This is a genomic window from Crossiella sp. S99.2 (genome assembly GCF_023094165.1).
Lineage (GTDB): Bacteria > Actinomycetota > Actinomycetes > Mycobacteriales > Pseudonocardiaceae > Crossiella.
Map to the genome: position 1 here is coordinate 189,790 of NZ_JALMDK010000019.1, position 13,159 is coordinate 202,948.

A 13,159-nucleotide genomic window follows, 5' to 3' on the forward strand; every position below is an offset into this window, starting at 1 on the left:
CACCGCCTCCCGTCCGCCACCCAGCCCGAAGGATTGATCTGCCATGGCCGATGACCCCAAGCTCCTCGTGTACTTCCAGCGGGTGACCGCCGAGCTGGCCCGGACCCGGGAACGCCTGCGGGAACTGGAGAACGCCGCCGAGGACCCGATCGCCGTGGTCGGCATGGGCTGCCGCTTCGGCGGCGGTGTGTCCTCGCCGGAGGACCTCTGGGACGTGCTCGCCGAGGGCCGGGACGTGATCACCGGGTTCCCGGCCGACCGGGGCTGGACCGAGGACCAGGTCTACCACCCGGAACCGGGCACCCCCGGCAAGTCCTACGTGCGCGAAGGCGGCTTCGTCACCGGCTCCGCCGACTTCGACCCCGGCTTCTTCGGGATCTCCCCGCGCGAGGCACTGGGCATGGACCCGCAGCAGCGGGTGCTGATGGAGGTGGCCTGGCAGGCCGTCGCGGACACCGGGATCGACCCGGCCAGCCTGCGCGGCAGCCGCACCGGTGTCTTCATTGGACTGTCCAACTCGGACTACACCGCCGCGGTCACCGAGGTGCCGCAGGAACTCATCGGCCAGTTCTCCATCGGCAACGCGCCCAGCGTCACCTCCGGGCGGCTGTCCTACTTCTTCGGCCTGGAAGGCCCGTCGATCACCGTCGACACCGCCTGCTCCTCCTCCCTGGTGACCATGCATCTGGCCGCCCAGGCCCTGCGCAACGGCGAATGCTCCCTCGCGCTGGCCGGTGGCGTCACCATCCTGTCCAGCCCGCTGCTGTTCGTGGAGTTCTCCCAGCAGCGCGCACTCGCGCCCGACGGCCGCTGCAAACCCTTCTCCGCCACCGCCGACGGCACCTCCTGGGGTGAGGGCGCCGGACTCGTGGTGCTGGAACGCCTTTCCGACGCCCGCCGCAACGGCCACCAGGTGCTCGCCTTGCTGCGTGGCTCCGCGGTCAACTCCGACGGCACCTCCAGCGGCCTCACCGCCCCCAACGGCCCGGCCCAGCAACGCGTGATCACCGCAGCCCTGGCCGCCGCCAAACTCTCCGCCGCCGACGTCGACGTGGTGGAAACCCACGGCACCGGCACCGTGCTCGGCGACCCGATCGAAGCCGAAGCCCTGCAAGCAACCTACGGCCGGGCCCGCACCGCGGACCGGCCGCTGCTGCTCGGTGCGGTGAAGTCCAACCTGGGCCACACCCAGGCCGCAGCCGGGGTCGCGGGCGTGCTGAAGGTGCTGCTGGCCATGCGGCACGGCGTGCTGCCCAAAACCCTCAACGCCGGTGCGCCCAACCCCCGGGTGGACTGGGACAGCGCCGCGCTGGCCCTGCTCGACGAGCCGCTGCCCTGGCCGGAGACCGGACGGCCGCGCCGCGCCGGTGTGTCCTCCTTCGGCGTCAGCGGCACCAACGCGCACGTCATCCTCGAACACGCCGACACCGAGCCCGAAGCAGCCCAAGCGGCCACCCGCACCCTGCCGCTGCTGCCCTGGATCATCTCGTCCAAGACCCCGGAATCCCTGCCAGTACAGGCAGGTGCGCTGCTGGCGCACATCGAGCGCAGCAAACCGGATCCCCTCGACCTGGCCCACTCCCTCGCCACCGCACGCACCCACCTGCGTTGCCGCGCGGTCATTTTCGGCCGTACCATTGAGGATCTGACCGAGGCGCTGACCGCGCTGTCCACCCACCGCGGCTCGCACGCGGTCATCGCGGGCAACGCCGTCGGCGACGGCAGCGTCACCTTCCTCTACCCCGGCCAGGGCGCGCAGTGGGCAGGCATGGCCACCGCGCTCAGCGCCGAGTCGGAGACCTTCCGCAGCACCCTGGACGAGTGCGAGAAAGCGTTGCGCCCGCACGTGTCCTGGTCGCTGTGGGAGGTGCTGCACGGCGCGCCCGGTGCGCCGCCGGTGCACCGCACCGAGGTGGTGCAGGCGGTCAACGTGGCCGTGATGATCGCGCTGACCGCGCTGTGGCGCGAGGTCGGCCTGACCCCGGGCGCGATCGCCGGCCACTCCCAGGGCGAGGTCGCCGCCGCCTGGGCCGCCGGTGCGCTGACCCTGCCCGAGGCCATGCGGATCGCCGCAGTACGCGGAAAACTGATGGCTGCGCTCGACGGTGGACCGGCCGGGATGCTCACCCTGCCGCTGCCCGAGGCCGACGCCCGCGCGCTGATGGCCGACTGGGCGGACCGGCTGTGGATCGCGGTGGTCAACAGCGCCTTCGCGGTCACCGTGTCGGGGGAGGAGCAGGCGGTCACCGAACTGCTCGCCCGCTGCGAGACCAGGGGCATCCGGGCTCGCCGGGTCCAGGTCGAGGTCGCCTCGCACACTCCGCGGATGGAACCCTTGCGGGACAACCTGATCGCCGAGTTGGCTGATCTGTCGCCGCAACGTCCGGCCGTGCCACTGGTCTCCGGCCGCACCGGCCAGTGGGTGGGCGCGACCGAGCTGGACGCCGGGTACTGGTACCAGGCCATCCGCGAACCGGTCCGCTTCGACCGCTCCACCGACACCCTGCTCGCCGACGGCCACCGCATCTTCGTCGAGGTCAGCGCACACCCACTGCTGGTGCACCCGGTCAGCGAAACCATTGACGCCGCAGGCATTTCCGCGGTCGCCACCAGCACCCTCAACCGGGAAGACGCCGGCCTGCCCCGATTTGTCCGCGCCCTCGGCGAGGCATACATCGCCGGTGCCGCCATCGACTGGCAGGCGGTCTTCGCCGGCACCGGCGCGCGGCGAATCCCGTTGCCCGGCTACGCCTTCCAGCGCGAACGCTACTGGCTGGACCGCGAGTGGAAAACCCCGCGGATGACCGCCGACGGCCAGGCCCTGCCCGCCGGTGGCGCGACCTCGCCCGCCGCGCGACTGTGGGCACTGCCCGAGGAGGTCCGCGAGACCGAACTCGTCGACATCATCCGCAGCCACGTCGCCGTGGTGCTCAACCACCCCGGCACCGAGGACGTGCCCCTGGAGGACACCTTCCGCGACCAGGGCCTGGAATCGTTGAGCGCCATGCAGTTGCGCAACCGGGTCACCTCGGCCACCGGCATCGAGTTCTCCCTCGGCGACATCCTCAACTACCCCACCGTGCTCGACCTGGCCGAACTCGCGGTGGAAAAACTCGCCGAAATGGCCGAGGAAGACACCCTGTCCGCGCCCGTGAACGTTCCCGGGAACGCGCCCGAGCCATCCCAGGAGTCCGACAGCCTGGCCGCCGTCTACATCGGCGCCATCGAAAGCGGCAAGCTCAACGCCGCCCTGCGCCTGGCCCGCGCCGTCTCCGAAACCCGCGACACCTTCACCCAGGACGATCCCAGGGACCTGGCCGAACTGATCAAGGTCGGCGACGGCGGCGACGGCCCACTGATCATCGGACTCACCCCGCCGATCTTCCCCAACCTCGACCTGCCCTACACCTACCTGCACTCCGCGCTGCGCCCCGCCTCCGAGGTCTGGTCCCTGTGGGCCCCCGGCTTCACCGGCGACAACCCGCTGCCGGCCGACCGCCCCGCCCTGTTCCGGATGCTCGCCAAACCAGTGCTCGCCCAGTTCGCCGACCGCCCGTTCCTGCTGGCCGGCTACTCCTCCGGCGGCTACCTGGCGCACGGCCTGCTCGAACACCTGGAAGCCGAGGGCGTCCCGGTGTCCGCGCTACTGCTCATCGACACCTACCTGCCCGACGCCGAGGTCGCCCAGACCGAGAACCAGAGCGAGTTCATGCAGGAACAGATCCGCCGCCGCGACCTGATGGCCGCCTCGGTGGGCCGGGACGACCGCACCGCCACCACCACCGGCCAGATCGGCGCCATGGGCGGCTACAACCGCATGTTCGGCGACTGGCACCCGCAACCGATCAAGGCCCCGATCCTGCACCTGACCGCATCGGAAGCCGTCGGCGGCATCTCGGCGAATCCCACCGACCGCCAGTTCCCCCTGGACCTGGTACACCGGAAGGAATCCATCCCCGGCGACCACTTCACCATGCTGTCCCGGCACGCCGACGTCGTGTCGGAACGCCTGCACGCCTGGCTGCCGGAGGTGCTGCCCGGCCGGTAGGCGCGGTGGACACGTCCAACGAGGCTGGAAGTCTGTTGGCTGCCAACGATGTAGGGAGGAAATGTGGAGCGACCGGAAACAGCAGCCGGACTGGTCGAGGTGCCCAACCTTGTCGGCCTGACCGTGCCCATCGCCCGCGGCATCGGCAACGACGCCGGCCTGGTCGTCACCGCCAGGGACCTGGACGGACCAGCACTGGGAGCGCTGACCTGGCCCGGCACCTGGGTGGTCACCGCCCAGGACCCGCCGAGCGGACACCGCCTGCGCCGGGCGGACGTGGTGCGGATCGAGTTCGAGAAGTTCCGGGAGGACGGCGGGGCATGACTTTCTCATCGGCACCGCAGTGAAAACACACCATTCGTGGCCAGAACGGGCAACCGGCCGAGTCGCCGACGTGGCGTGAACGCCATGATGACAACCCACTGCGACCGGCATGACCTCTCCCGGCGCTGGTGCCGGGACTGTCGCCGGCAGCGGTCGCGGGCGAGCCTGGCCGAGCCACGGACCTGGACGGTCACGCAGGTCGCCGAGGCGCGGGACGACACCGCCGTGCTGGCCGCGTTCGTCGCTATCGGCACCCCCTGAACCACCCGGCGAGTCAGCGCCGCCGGGTAGAACCGGAACGGTGGCCACGGACCGGCATGTGGTCCGTGGCCACCCTCCGGATCAGCCGGCCAGGTAGGGGCCGACCTCAGGCTGCTGCAGTTCGCGCGCGTCCACCCCGGTCCCGCCAGGAACCTCGGTGGCCGGGCAGCTCAGGCCCCAGCGCGGCGGCTTGAGGTTGATCAGATACTCGTCGACCGCCACGTTCACGCACGGGCTCGGCCCGCTCTGGCGGTACGCGGTGTGGCCCCAGCCCTCGTAGGTGATCAGGCGGGCGCCGCTCTGCCGGGCTGCGGTGACGTTCCACTCGTACACGGTGGCCGGGTCGTGGATGTTGCCGATCATCACCAGCGGCGGGGCGCCCTTGATGTCCAGCCTGCGCTGCGGGTTCGTGGTCTTGGTGCCGCTGTTCACGCAGGTCAGCGCGTGGTCCACGTAGGGGGACCACTGCACGTTCGGGAACCGCTTGTCCAGCCGGTCGCGCAGTTCCTGGTACTCGGCGTAGTTCCGCACCGGGTAACGCCAGTCGCTGCACCAGATGCTGGGGTAGGGGATGTTGGCGACCGGGCCGGCCAGCGTGGTGACCGCGCTGTCGGTGGCGGCGCCGTCGCGCAGGCCGCGCAGGGCGGTGGCCACGGTGCCCCACTGGGCGGGGCGGGTGGTGCCGAAGGCGTAGTTGGACAGCTGGTAGAAGTCCACCTTGCCGTTCGGGCCGACCAGGGTGCCCGCCTTGGCCTTGGCGCGCAGTTCGGCGTAGACCTTCTTGGTGTCCTGGCCGTACAGCGCGCACTTCGCGGTGGTGTCACACCACTTGGCGAACTCGATGAACGCCTGCTCCACCGGCGCGGTCTCGCTGCGCATGAAGTCCCAGGCGGTGTTCATGCTGTGGTCCATGTTGCCGTCCAGCACCAGCGCCCGGACCCGGTGCGGGAACTTCTCCGCGTACTGCTGGCCCATCACGCTGCCGTAGGAGTAGCCGACGTAGGTCAGCTTCTGCTCACCGAGCGCCGCCCGGATCGCGTCCATGTCGCGCACGGTGTTCAGGTTGTCCACGTGCTCGGCCAGCTTGCCCGAGTTGGCCCGGCAACTGTCGTGCAGCTGGCGGTTCAGCGCGGCCAGCTGGTCGAAGTCGGCCTGGCTGGTGGGGTGCCGCGCCGCGGTCGCCTTGCTCGCCAGCTCGCTGTCGCAGAGCAGCTTGCTGCTGGTGTTGATGCCGCGCGGGTCGAAGCCCACCTGGTCGAAGCGGGCCCGCACCGCCTCGGTGAACTGCTCGGAACCCTTGACCGAGGCGACGCCGGAACCACCGGGGCCACCCGGGTCCATCAGCACCGCGCCGATGCGCTTGGCCGGATCCTTGGCCTTGCGACGGGCCAGGCCAATCTGGATCTTCTCCCCGGCCGGGTTCGCCCAGTCCACCGGGACCTCGACGCTGCCACAGTCCACTGTGGGCGCGCCCGGACAGGGCTGCCAGTTGACCGGCTTGACCGCTGGTTCGGCCGAGGCCACGCCCGGTGCCACCACCGCACCGGACACGGCCAGCGCGCCCGCGACAAACGTGAGCAATGCTCGGTTACCCGGACGTTTCGCACGTGTGTGTTTAGTAACGGTTCTCACACACGCCCATACTGCCGATGATCGGATCCCACCGCCAGGAAGATCAGGGTAAGACCAGGGTCACCGCTCGCCGAGCTGCCACTCCGGCCGCACGTAGTGGCAGGTGTAGCCGTTCGGGTAGCGCTCAAGGTAGTCCTGGTGCTCCGGCTCGGCCTGCCAGAAGTCCCCGGCCTGGCTCACCTCGGTGACCACCTTGCCCGGCCACTTGCCGGAGGCGTCCACCTCGGCGATGACCTGCTCCGCGACCTGCTTCTGCGCCTCGTCGGTGTAGAAGATGGCCGAGCGGTAGCTGGCGCCGATGTCGTTGCCCTGCCGGTTACGGGTGCTCGGATCGTGGATCTGGAAGAAGAACTCCAGGATCTGGCGGTAGCTCAGCTGAGCCGGGTCGAAGACGATCTCGATGCCCTCGGCGTGGTTGCCGTGGTTGCGGTAGGTCGCGTTGGGCACCTCGCCGCCGGTGTAGCCGACCCGGGTGGCGAGCACGCCCGGGTGCCTGCGGAACAGGTCCTGCATGCCCCAGAAACAGCCACCGGCCAGGACAGCCTTCTCACTCGCCGCGGTCATCTGCTCGCTCCGCTCTCTCGCTGGTCCAACTCACCAGGCACAACGTTCCCACGTCTGCCGATGATGCCGGTTATGACGAGAAGCACCACTCCGAGCACGGCCAGGCCCAGGCTCATCAGGTACGCGCTGCGGTAGCCGAGGGTCTGGGCCAGTCCGAGCAGCGGCCCGGCCAGCATGCCGCCCACGGTCAGCGTGTTGCTGTACAGCGTGGTGGTGAACCCCGGCCGGTCCGGCGCCAGCGCCTGGAAGTAGGAGATGCCCACCCCCATCAGCGCCGAGATCACCACCGCGTTCAGCGCCTGCGCCGCCGCCACCTGCCAGGTGGCCAGGGTCGCCGCCATCACCGACTGGTAGACCACCGCGACCACCGCGCCGAGCAGCACCAGCCGCCGCTGGTCCAGCTTCACCGCGAGCACCCCGAACCACAGCATCAACGGGATCTCCAGCGCCGCGCACAACCCCAGGATCAGCCCCGCGTCCGCCTCGGTGCCGCCCAGATCGGTGGTCACGAACAACGGCAACGCCTTGACTCCCAGCGACAACGCGCCCTGCAACGCGGCGAAGGCCAGCACCGCGCACACCACCTGCGGCCGCGCGATCCCACCCGCCGCCTCGGCCCGTTTCGCCGGGGCGCTCACCCCGCCGAGTTCGGGCAACCGGGAGGCGAACACCGCCACCAGCGCGTAACAGGCGGCGCTGGCCAGGTACAGCCCGACATACCCGGTCCAGGACACCAGCAACGCCGCCAGCGGCGGCCCACCCACCCAGGCCAGCGAGATCACCGTGCGCAGACTGCTGATCACCACCGGGGCCCGCGCCGACCCGGTCCGCTCCACCGCCTGCCGGGCATAGGCGAACATCTGCGCCAGCACACAGGACGCGATCGCCAGCAAGGTCACCGACACCGCCAGCAGCACCCAGTAGTCCCGCACCACCGCGAAGACCAGCGACCCGAGCATCCCCGCCACGGCCCCGCCCACCAGCAGGTTCCGCCGCACTGCCCGCCGATCCGACCAGCGCCCGAGGAAGGCGCTTACCACCAGTCCCGCCAACGGAGAGACCAGCAGGAACGCGCCGAGTTCGACCGGGCCGACGCCGATCTGGGTGGTGAGGAACAGGCCGATGAAGGGCAGGGTCACGGCGGCGGCCAGGCCGACGGAGATGCTGACCGAGGCCAGGGGAAGCAGGGTGCGGAAGGTCAGTGGGGGTGCGCTGGCCTCGCTGGTGACACTCACCCGATCATCCTCACCGGCGCGGTGGGCGGGGCGTAGCGCGTTTCTCAGGATGTGAGCGATGCCCCGGCCGCGCTGTCAGGGTGGGCTGCCAGGATCCGGGCATGACCTCCGTTCCGGTCCGGCCCGAGGACTACCGCGCACTGCTGACCGAACACGGCCCAGGCCCGGTGGCCGGGGTGCGCCTGCTCGCGTCCGCGGACCTGGCCGCCGAGCAGTCCCGGCACTCCCCGCCGCACCCCGACGCCCTGCTGTGGGGTGTGTTCGACACCGGTGAGACCTGCTGGTGGCTGCCGATCCACCCGGACCCGGTGAGCTGGCTGGTGGTGGTGGCCGGGCACGGCGTGCAGCAGCTGAACCTCAGCACCACCGAGTTCCTGCGCCGACTGGGCGCCGGTCAGCTCGACCTGCCGGTGCTGTCCGGGCTGCCCGGTCCGCGTGATCCGCTGGCCCAGCTGCGCACCCTCATCGGCCCCGGTGGCGGGCACCGCTACGACTGGGCCGCGCTGGAGCGGGAGCTGGGGTGCCCACTGCCGCCGGACTACCGGTTGCTGTTCGAGGAGTACGGCTCGCAGCCGGTGCTCAACGGCCTGTTCCCCTCCCCGCCGGAAGAACTGGTGTCCGTGCACCGCGACCACGCCCATTTCCTGGACGACCTCGACGGCTACCGCGTGCACCCGGCACCGGGTGGGCTGCTGACCTGCCTGATCAGCGAAGGGCGCCAGCAGCTGTGCTGGGACACCAGTGGGCTCGATCCGGCGGCCTGGCCGCTGGTCGACTCCGACACCGGCGAGGTCTTCCCCGGCACGCTGACCGAACTGCTGGTCGCCGAACTCGTGGGCCGCGGTCCCGGGTTGTGCGCCCATGGGCTGGGCGACCCGGACACCTGGGCCTACCCGATGTGGGGGCCGGACCCGGTGCACTGAGGCCCCGGTCACATCGCCCTGCCGCCCGCCTGCTCGCCAAGCCAGGATCGATCCTCCACAGCAGACAGGGAGATCGGTGTGCGGTTGAGGCAGTGGAGCGTGCTGGCCGTGGCGACAGTGGCGTCGCTCGGCGCGAGTGGGTTACCGGCGGTGGCCGGTGCGGAGGCGGTGCCCAGCAAGCTCAAGGTTTTCTACGAGCAGCAGGTCACGTGGAGCCAGTGCGCGGCCGCGGCGAACCTGGAGTGCGCGACGATCGTGGTCCCGATGGACTACGCCAAGCCCGGCGCGGAACGGATCCAGGTCGCGATCAGCAGGCTCAAGGCCAAGGATCCGGCCAAGCGGCGCGGGGTGTTGCTGGTCAACCCGGGTGGGCCCGGCGGGTCGGGATTGGGGCTGCCCAACCGGTTCGCCAACCAGCCGGTCGCCCAGCTCTACGACGTGATCGGGTTCGATCCGCGCGGGGTGGGCGCCTCCACCCAGCTGCGCTGTGAGTCGAGCCTGCTGGACCTGCCCCTGCCTACCCGGCCCACCGAGGCGGAGCTGCCCAACTTCACCGCGGCCGCCAGGGACGTCGAGGACGGCTGTATGCGGGCCGGTGGGGACTACCGCAGGCAGGTGACCACCCGCAACACCGCGCGGGACATGGACGTCATCCGCGGCGTGCTGGGCGAAAAGAAGATCAACTACTTCGGGTACTCCTACGGCACCTGGCTGGGCGCCATGTACGGCACCCTGTTCCCGCGTCTGCTGGACCGCAGTGTCCTGGACTCGGCCATGGACCCGAACAAGACCTGGCACGAGCAGGACATCGACTCGGCGCACTCGATCAAGTTCAACTTCGACTCCTGGGCCGCCTGGACCGCCGCGCGGGACAAGACCTTCAAGCTGGGCAGCACGCCGGCCCAGGTGCGCGCGGGGCTGGACCGGATCGCGGCCGCGCTGGCCACCAAGCCGGTCGGCGGCCTGGCCACCGTCAAGGACCTGGACTTCTTCACCGGCTTCTACACGCGTTACCGCGCGGTCTGGGCCGGCTTCTCCCGGCAGGTTCGCGAGCTGCTGGACTCCTTGTCCGGCAACGGGAATCCAGAGCTGGCCAAGGAGACCGCCACCCTGCTGGAACTGGCCAAGCGCTCGCTGATCAAGCCGACCAACCCGGGTGTCTTCCAGGCCGTGCTGTGCGAGTGGGACTGGCCGAGCGATCAGCAGCAGTACTACCGGGACATGCGGCAGTGGCGGGACACCCACCCCTACGGCAACACGGTGTCCTTCCTGGCCCCCACCAACTGCGCCTTCCGCGGCTTCACCCGCACCGAACCGCTGCCCCGGATCACCCGCACCGCCTACCCGACAGGGCTGGTCGTGCACGCCGAGGGCGACACCCAGACCGCCTACCCCAACGGCGTGGTGATGGCGGAAACCCTGCGGCACCACCTGATCAGCGTGCCCAACGACGGTGAGCACGGCCAGTACGGCAGCGGCGGCGCCTGCGTGGACAACGCGGTCAACCGCTACCTGGTCGACGGCATCCTGCCGGCCACCCGCTCGGAATGTGAAGGCGTGGACAAGCCGGCCGACATCCCGGTGGACACCGCGGGCGCCACCCAGATCCCGCTGACCGAGCCGAACCTGGTCGAGCAGGCGACCGGGATCGTGCGCCGACTGGAGACCAGCGGCATCCAGTGACCCGACACCGGGCCCTGCCGGCCACGGCAGGGCCCGGACCGGGATCAGCCCAGCTTGACCGTTGTGGTCTGCACCGCCGTGTTGCCCTCGCGGTCCTTGACCACCGCGAGCACCAGCAGCTCCTTGGCCTGGAAAGCGCCGGGACGGCGGTACTTGTCCACCGTGATCTCCGCCGTCCAGGACCGCTCGTCCCCGCCGGTGGCGACCCGCTCCCCGTTGACGTACACCCGGGTCTGCGCCACCCCACCGGAATCCGTCGCCGAGCCGGTGATCTTCAACCCCGCCCCGCCCAGCTCGGCCGCGAGCGTCACCTGCGGCGCGTTGTGCTCGGTGCGCCTGCCCGGCTGCGGGAACGGACTCTTGGCCAGTTCCACCGTCTCATCGGCCAGCGGGGCCGATCGGGTCGGCGGCACCCGGTGCCGGGTGGCCTGCTCGTAGGCGTAACCGAAGGCCAGCAGGCTGTTGTCCTGGTAGGCCGGGCCGGCGAAGGTCAGGTTCACCGGCATCCGGGTGTCGGCCATCAGGCCCATCGGCACCGACACACTCGGAATGCCCAGCAATCGCAGGTGCTGGTTCATGTTCGACAGCCGCACCCCGTTGCGCAGCGCCTCGACGTTGGCTGCTTTGTCCACATCGGACTCGGCCCGGCCGATATCGGCGTTGGCCGGGAACACCACCCCGTCCAGTCGCTGCGCCGCGAGCCAGTCCTCGAAGTCCGCCTTGCGGGTTTTCTCCAGTCCCTGCAAGGATTCCGCCAGTCCGGAGATCTCGCTCCACTGACCGGGCACCCCGGCGGCCACCAGCAGCGGATGGTTGCGGAAGAACTCGGCGTTGTCCACGCCTTCCTTGGCATCCACCGAGCCGGGCGGGTTGGGGAAGACCTTGTTGAGGTCGACCTGGGTCCAGGAGGTCAGCTTCGGATCGCCGACCGATTTGAGGAACCGCTCCGCGCTGTAGGCGTCGACCCTGGCCATGACCTCCAGCAGATTCACCGGCAGCAGACCGCGTTCGTGCGGTGGTTTCGCGCCGACCCGGTCCTGTTCCAGGTTGTGCACCACCGGGAAGTCCACTGGCACAAGTTCGGCGCCGAGCTTGCGCAGATCCTCGGCCGCCTGCTGCCACAAGGTCCGGATCGACGGCCGCACCTCGATCGGCGCGGTACCACCCAGATCCTCGCCGACGTACATCTTCGGCACACCAAACCGCTTGCCGCGCAACGAGTTCGGATCCTGCAATGCGGTGTAGTCGGCGGGCCGCACCTTGTCCACCGGCGGCAGTTCGACGGCGCGCTGATCCCGCCAGAAGTCGGTGGTGGTGACCTCGTCGTGCACCGCGATCGTGTTCAGCAGGGTGAGCAGATCACCGACCCCGCGAGTGTGCGGCACGATCACGTCCATCACCGCGAACAGCGGCCAGTTCCCGCGAATCGAGAGCACCCCGCGCGAGGGCGTGTAGGCCACCAGCCCGTTGTTCGAGGCAGGCGACCGTCCGGAAGAGACAGTTTCCTCACCCATGCCGAACATCGCGAAGTTCGCCGCCGTGGCCACCGCGGACCCGTTGGAGGACCCCGAACCCCAGGCCGCGGCGAGGTAGTTGCCGTTGTAGGGACTCTCCGCGCGGCCGTACAGCCCGCGCTGCATGCCCCCGGCGGCCATCGGCGGCATGTTGGTCTTGCCGATCAGCACCCCGCCCGCCTCGCGGATCTTCCGCACGGTGAAGGCGTCCCCGCTCGCGGTGAGATCGGCGAACGCGGGCGACCCGGAGGCCACGGTGAGCCCCTTGACCATGTAGCTGTCCTTGACCGTGTACGGAATCCCGTCCAGCGGCCCGAGCGGCTTGCCGGTCGCCCGCCGCTGATCCGCGGCCGCGGCCTCGGCGAGCGCGTCCGGATTGGGCACCACCACCGAGTTCAGCCGGAGCCCGTTGACGTCGTAGGCCCGGATCCGGTTGAGGTACATCGCGGTCAGCTCGACGCTGGTGAGCGCCCCCGAACTGAGCGCCCGCCCCACCTCCGCGATGCTCGCCTCGGCGAGCACGAACGGTTTGGGCGGTGGGGGAGCGGGATCCGGGCCGGTGCACCCCGCGGCCACCAGCGCCAGCCCGGCCCCGAGCGCGGCGATCGCGCGCGCCCGGGTACGCAGAACGTGCATGTGTTCCTCCGTGCGAAAACGTGGCGGGCGGGCCACCGTCCACGCTCCAGCATGCTGATCTTCGCTGTCACCGCTCTTTCGGTATTTGAATACCCCAGGTAACTCGACCCCCCTGACCCGATACTCGCCCCAACAAGAGAAACAGGCAAGAAGCCAGAGGCTCGATCCAGCCTTTTACCTGGTCAAGCCGATGCCACCCACCGGCGTGTTGGCCGTTGTCGTACACCGAGTTGGCCGAACTGGTACGACTCCGGTCGCGATCTCGCCCTGGCGTGCCGATCTTCCGGCGAGTTGGGCCAACTGGTACGCCGGTTTTGCCCAAGCGGGCGTACCAGTTGG

The 13,159-nt window shown here is 70.1% G+C and carries 9 protein-coding genes; 5 read left to right on the top strand and 4 right to left on the bottom strand.

The features are described from left to right. Positions 1-43 precede the first annotated feature (43 nt). The 3 genes from MZC64_RS43580 (at position 44) to MZC64_RS43590 (ending at position 4,633) form a co-directional block, all read left to right on the top strand. Positions 44-4,048, top strand: coding sequence for a type I polyketide synthase (locus MZC64_RS43580; protein ID WP_247765251.1), 4,005 nt, complete (start codon positions 44-46; stop codon positions 4,046-4,048). A 63-nt stretch (positions 4,049-4,111) separates the two neighbouring features. Further along, positions 4,112-4,372 carry a PASTA domain-containing protein gene (locus MZC64_RS43585; RefSeq protein WP_247765250.1) on the top strand — a complete coding sequence of 87 codons (261 nt, stop codon included), beginning with the start codon at positions 4,112-4,114 and terminating at the stop codon, positions 4,370-4,372. Between the two features lie 84 nt (positions 4,373-4,456). Then, the gene (locus MZC64_RS43590; RefSeq protein WP_247765249.1) at positions 4,457-4,633 is read left to right on the top strand and encodes a hypothetical protein; all 177 of its coding nucleotides are present in this window, start codon (positions 4,457-4,459) and stop codon (positions 4,631-4,633) included. An 81-nt stretch (positions 4,634-4,714) separates the two neighbouring features. On the opposite strand, the gene MZC64_RS43595 is transcribed toward MZC64_RS43590, so the two are convergent. The 3 genes from MZC64_RS43595 to MZC64_RS43605 form a co-directional block, all read right to left on the bottom strand. Next, positions 4,715-6,214: an alpha/beta hydrolase gene (locus MZC64_RS43595; RefSeq protein WP_247765248.1), complete on the bottom strand. Its 1,500-nt coding sequence runs from the start codon at positions 6,212-6,214 to the stop codon at positions 4,715-4,717. Between the two features lie 111 nt (positions 6,215-6,325). Next, entirely contained in the window at positions 6,326-6,829 is a 504-nt protein-coding gene (gene msrA, locus MZC64_RS43600) for a peptide-methionine (S)-S-oxide reductase MsrA (RefSeq protein ID WP_247765247.1), read from the bottom strand. Next, a complete protein-coding gene (locus tag MZC64_RS43605) occupies positions 6,826-8,064 on the bottom strand; it encodes a sugar efflux transporter (RefSeq protein ID WP_247765246.1) in 1,239 nt (412 codons plus the stop codon). Before MZC64_RS43605 ends, msrA begins: the two co-directional genes overlap by 4 nt. A gap of 101 nt (positions 8,065-8,165) precedes the next feature. On the opposite strand from MZC64_RS43605, the gene MZC64_RS43610 reads away from it, so the two are divergent. Both MZC64_RS43610 and MZC64_RS43615 read left to right on the top strand, forming a co-directional pair. Next, the gene (locus tag MZC64_RS43610; protein WP_247765245.1) at positions 8,166-8,987 is read left to right on the top strand and encodes an SMI1/KNR4 family protein; all 822 of its coding nucleotides are present in this window, start codon (positions 8,166-8,168) and stop codon (positions 8,985-8,987) included. A gap of 78 nt (positions 8,988-9,065) precedes the next feature. Beyond that, positions 9,066-10,670, top strand: coding sequence for an alpha/beta hydrolase (locus MZC64_RS43615; protein ID WP_247765244.1), 1,605 nt, complete (start codon positions 9,066-9,068; stop codon positions 10,668-10,670). A 44-nt stretch (positions 10,671-10,714) separates the two neighbouring features. On the opposite strand, the gene MZC64_RS43620 is transcribed toward MZC64_RS43615, so the two are convergent. Continuing rightward, positions 10,715-12,820 carry an amidase gene (locus MZC64_RS43620; RefSeq protein WP_247765243.1) on the bottom strand — a complete coding sequence of 702 codons (2,106 nt, stop codon included), beginning with the start codon at positions 12,818-12,820 and terminating at the stop codon, positions 10,715-10,717. Positions 12,821-13,159 lie beyond the last annotated feature (339 nt).

Bases quoted from the DNA above. Each gene is read 5' to 3' on its own strand.
- MZC64_RS43580 (WP_247765251.1), top strand. From the start codon at position 44: ATGGCCGATGACCCCAAGCTCCTCGTGTACTTCCAGCGGGTGACCGCC.
- MZC64_RS43610 (WP_247765245.1), top strand. From the start codon at position 8,166: ATGACCTCCGTTCCGGTCCGGCCCGAGGACTACCGCGCACTGCTGACC.
- msrA (WP_247765247.1), bottom strand. From the start codon at position 6,829: ATGACCGCGGCGAGTGAGAAGGCTGTCCTGGCCGGTGGCTGTTTCTGG.
- MZC64_RS43590 (WP_247765249.1), top strand. From the start codon at position 4,457: ATGATGACAACCCACTGCGACCGGCATGACCTCTCCCGGCGCTGGTGC.
- MZC64_RS43620 (WP_247765243.1), bottom strand. From the start codon at position 12,820: ATGCACGTTCTGCGTACCCGGGCGCGCGCGATCGCCGCGCTCGGGGCC.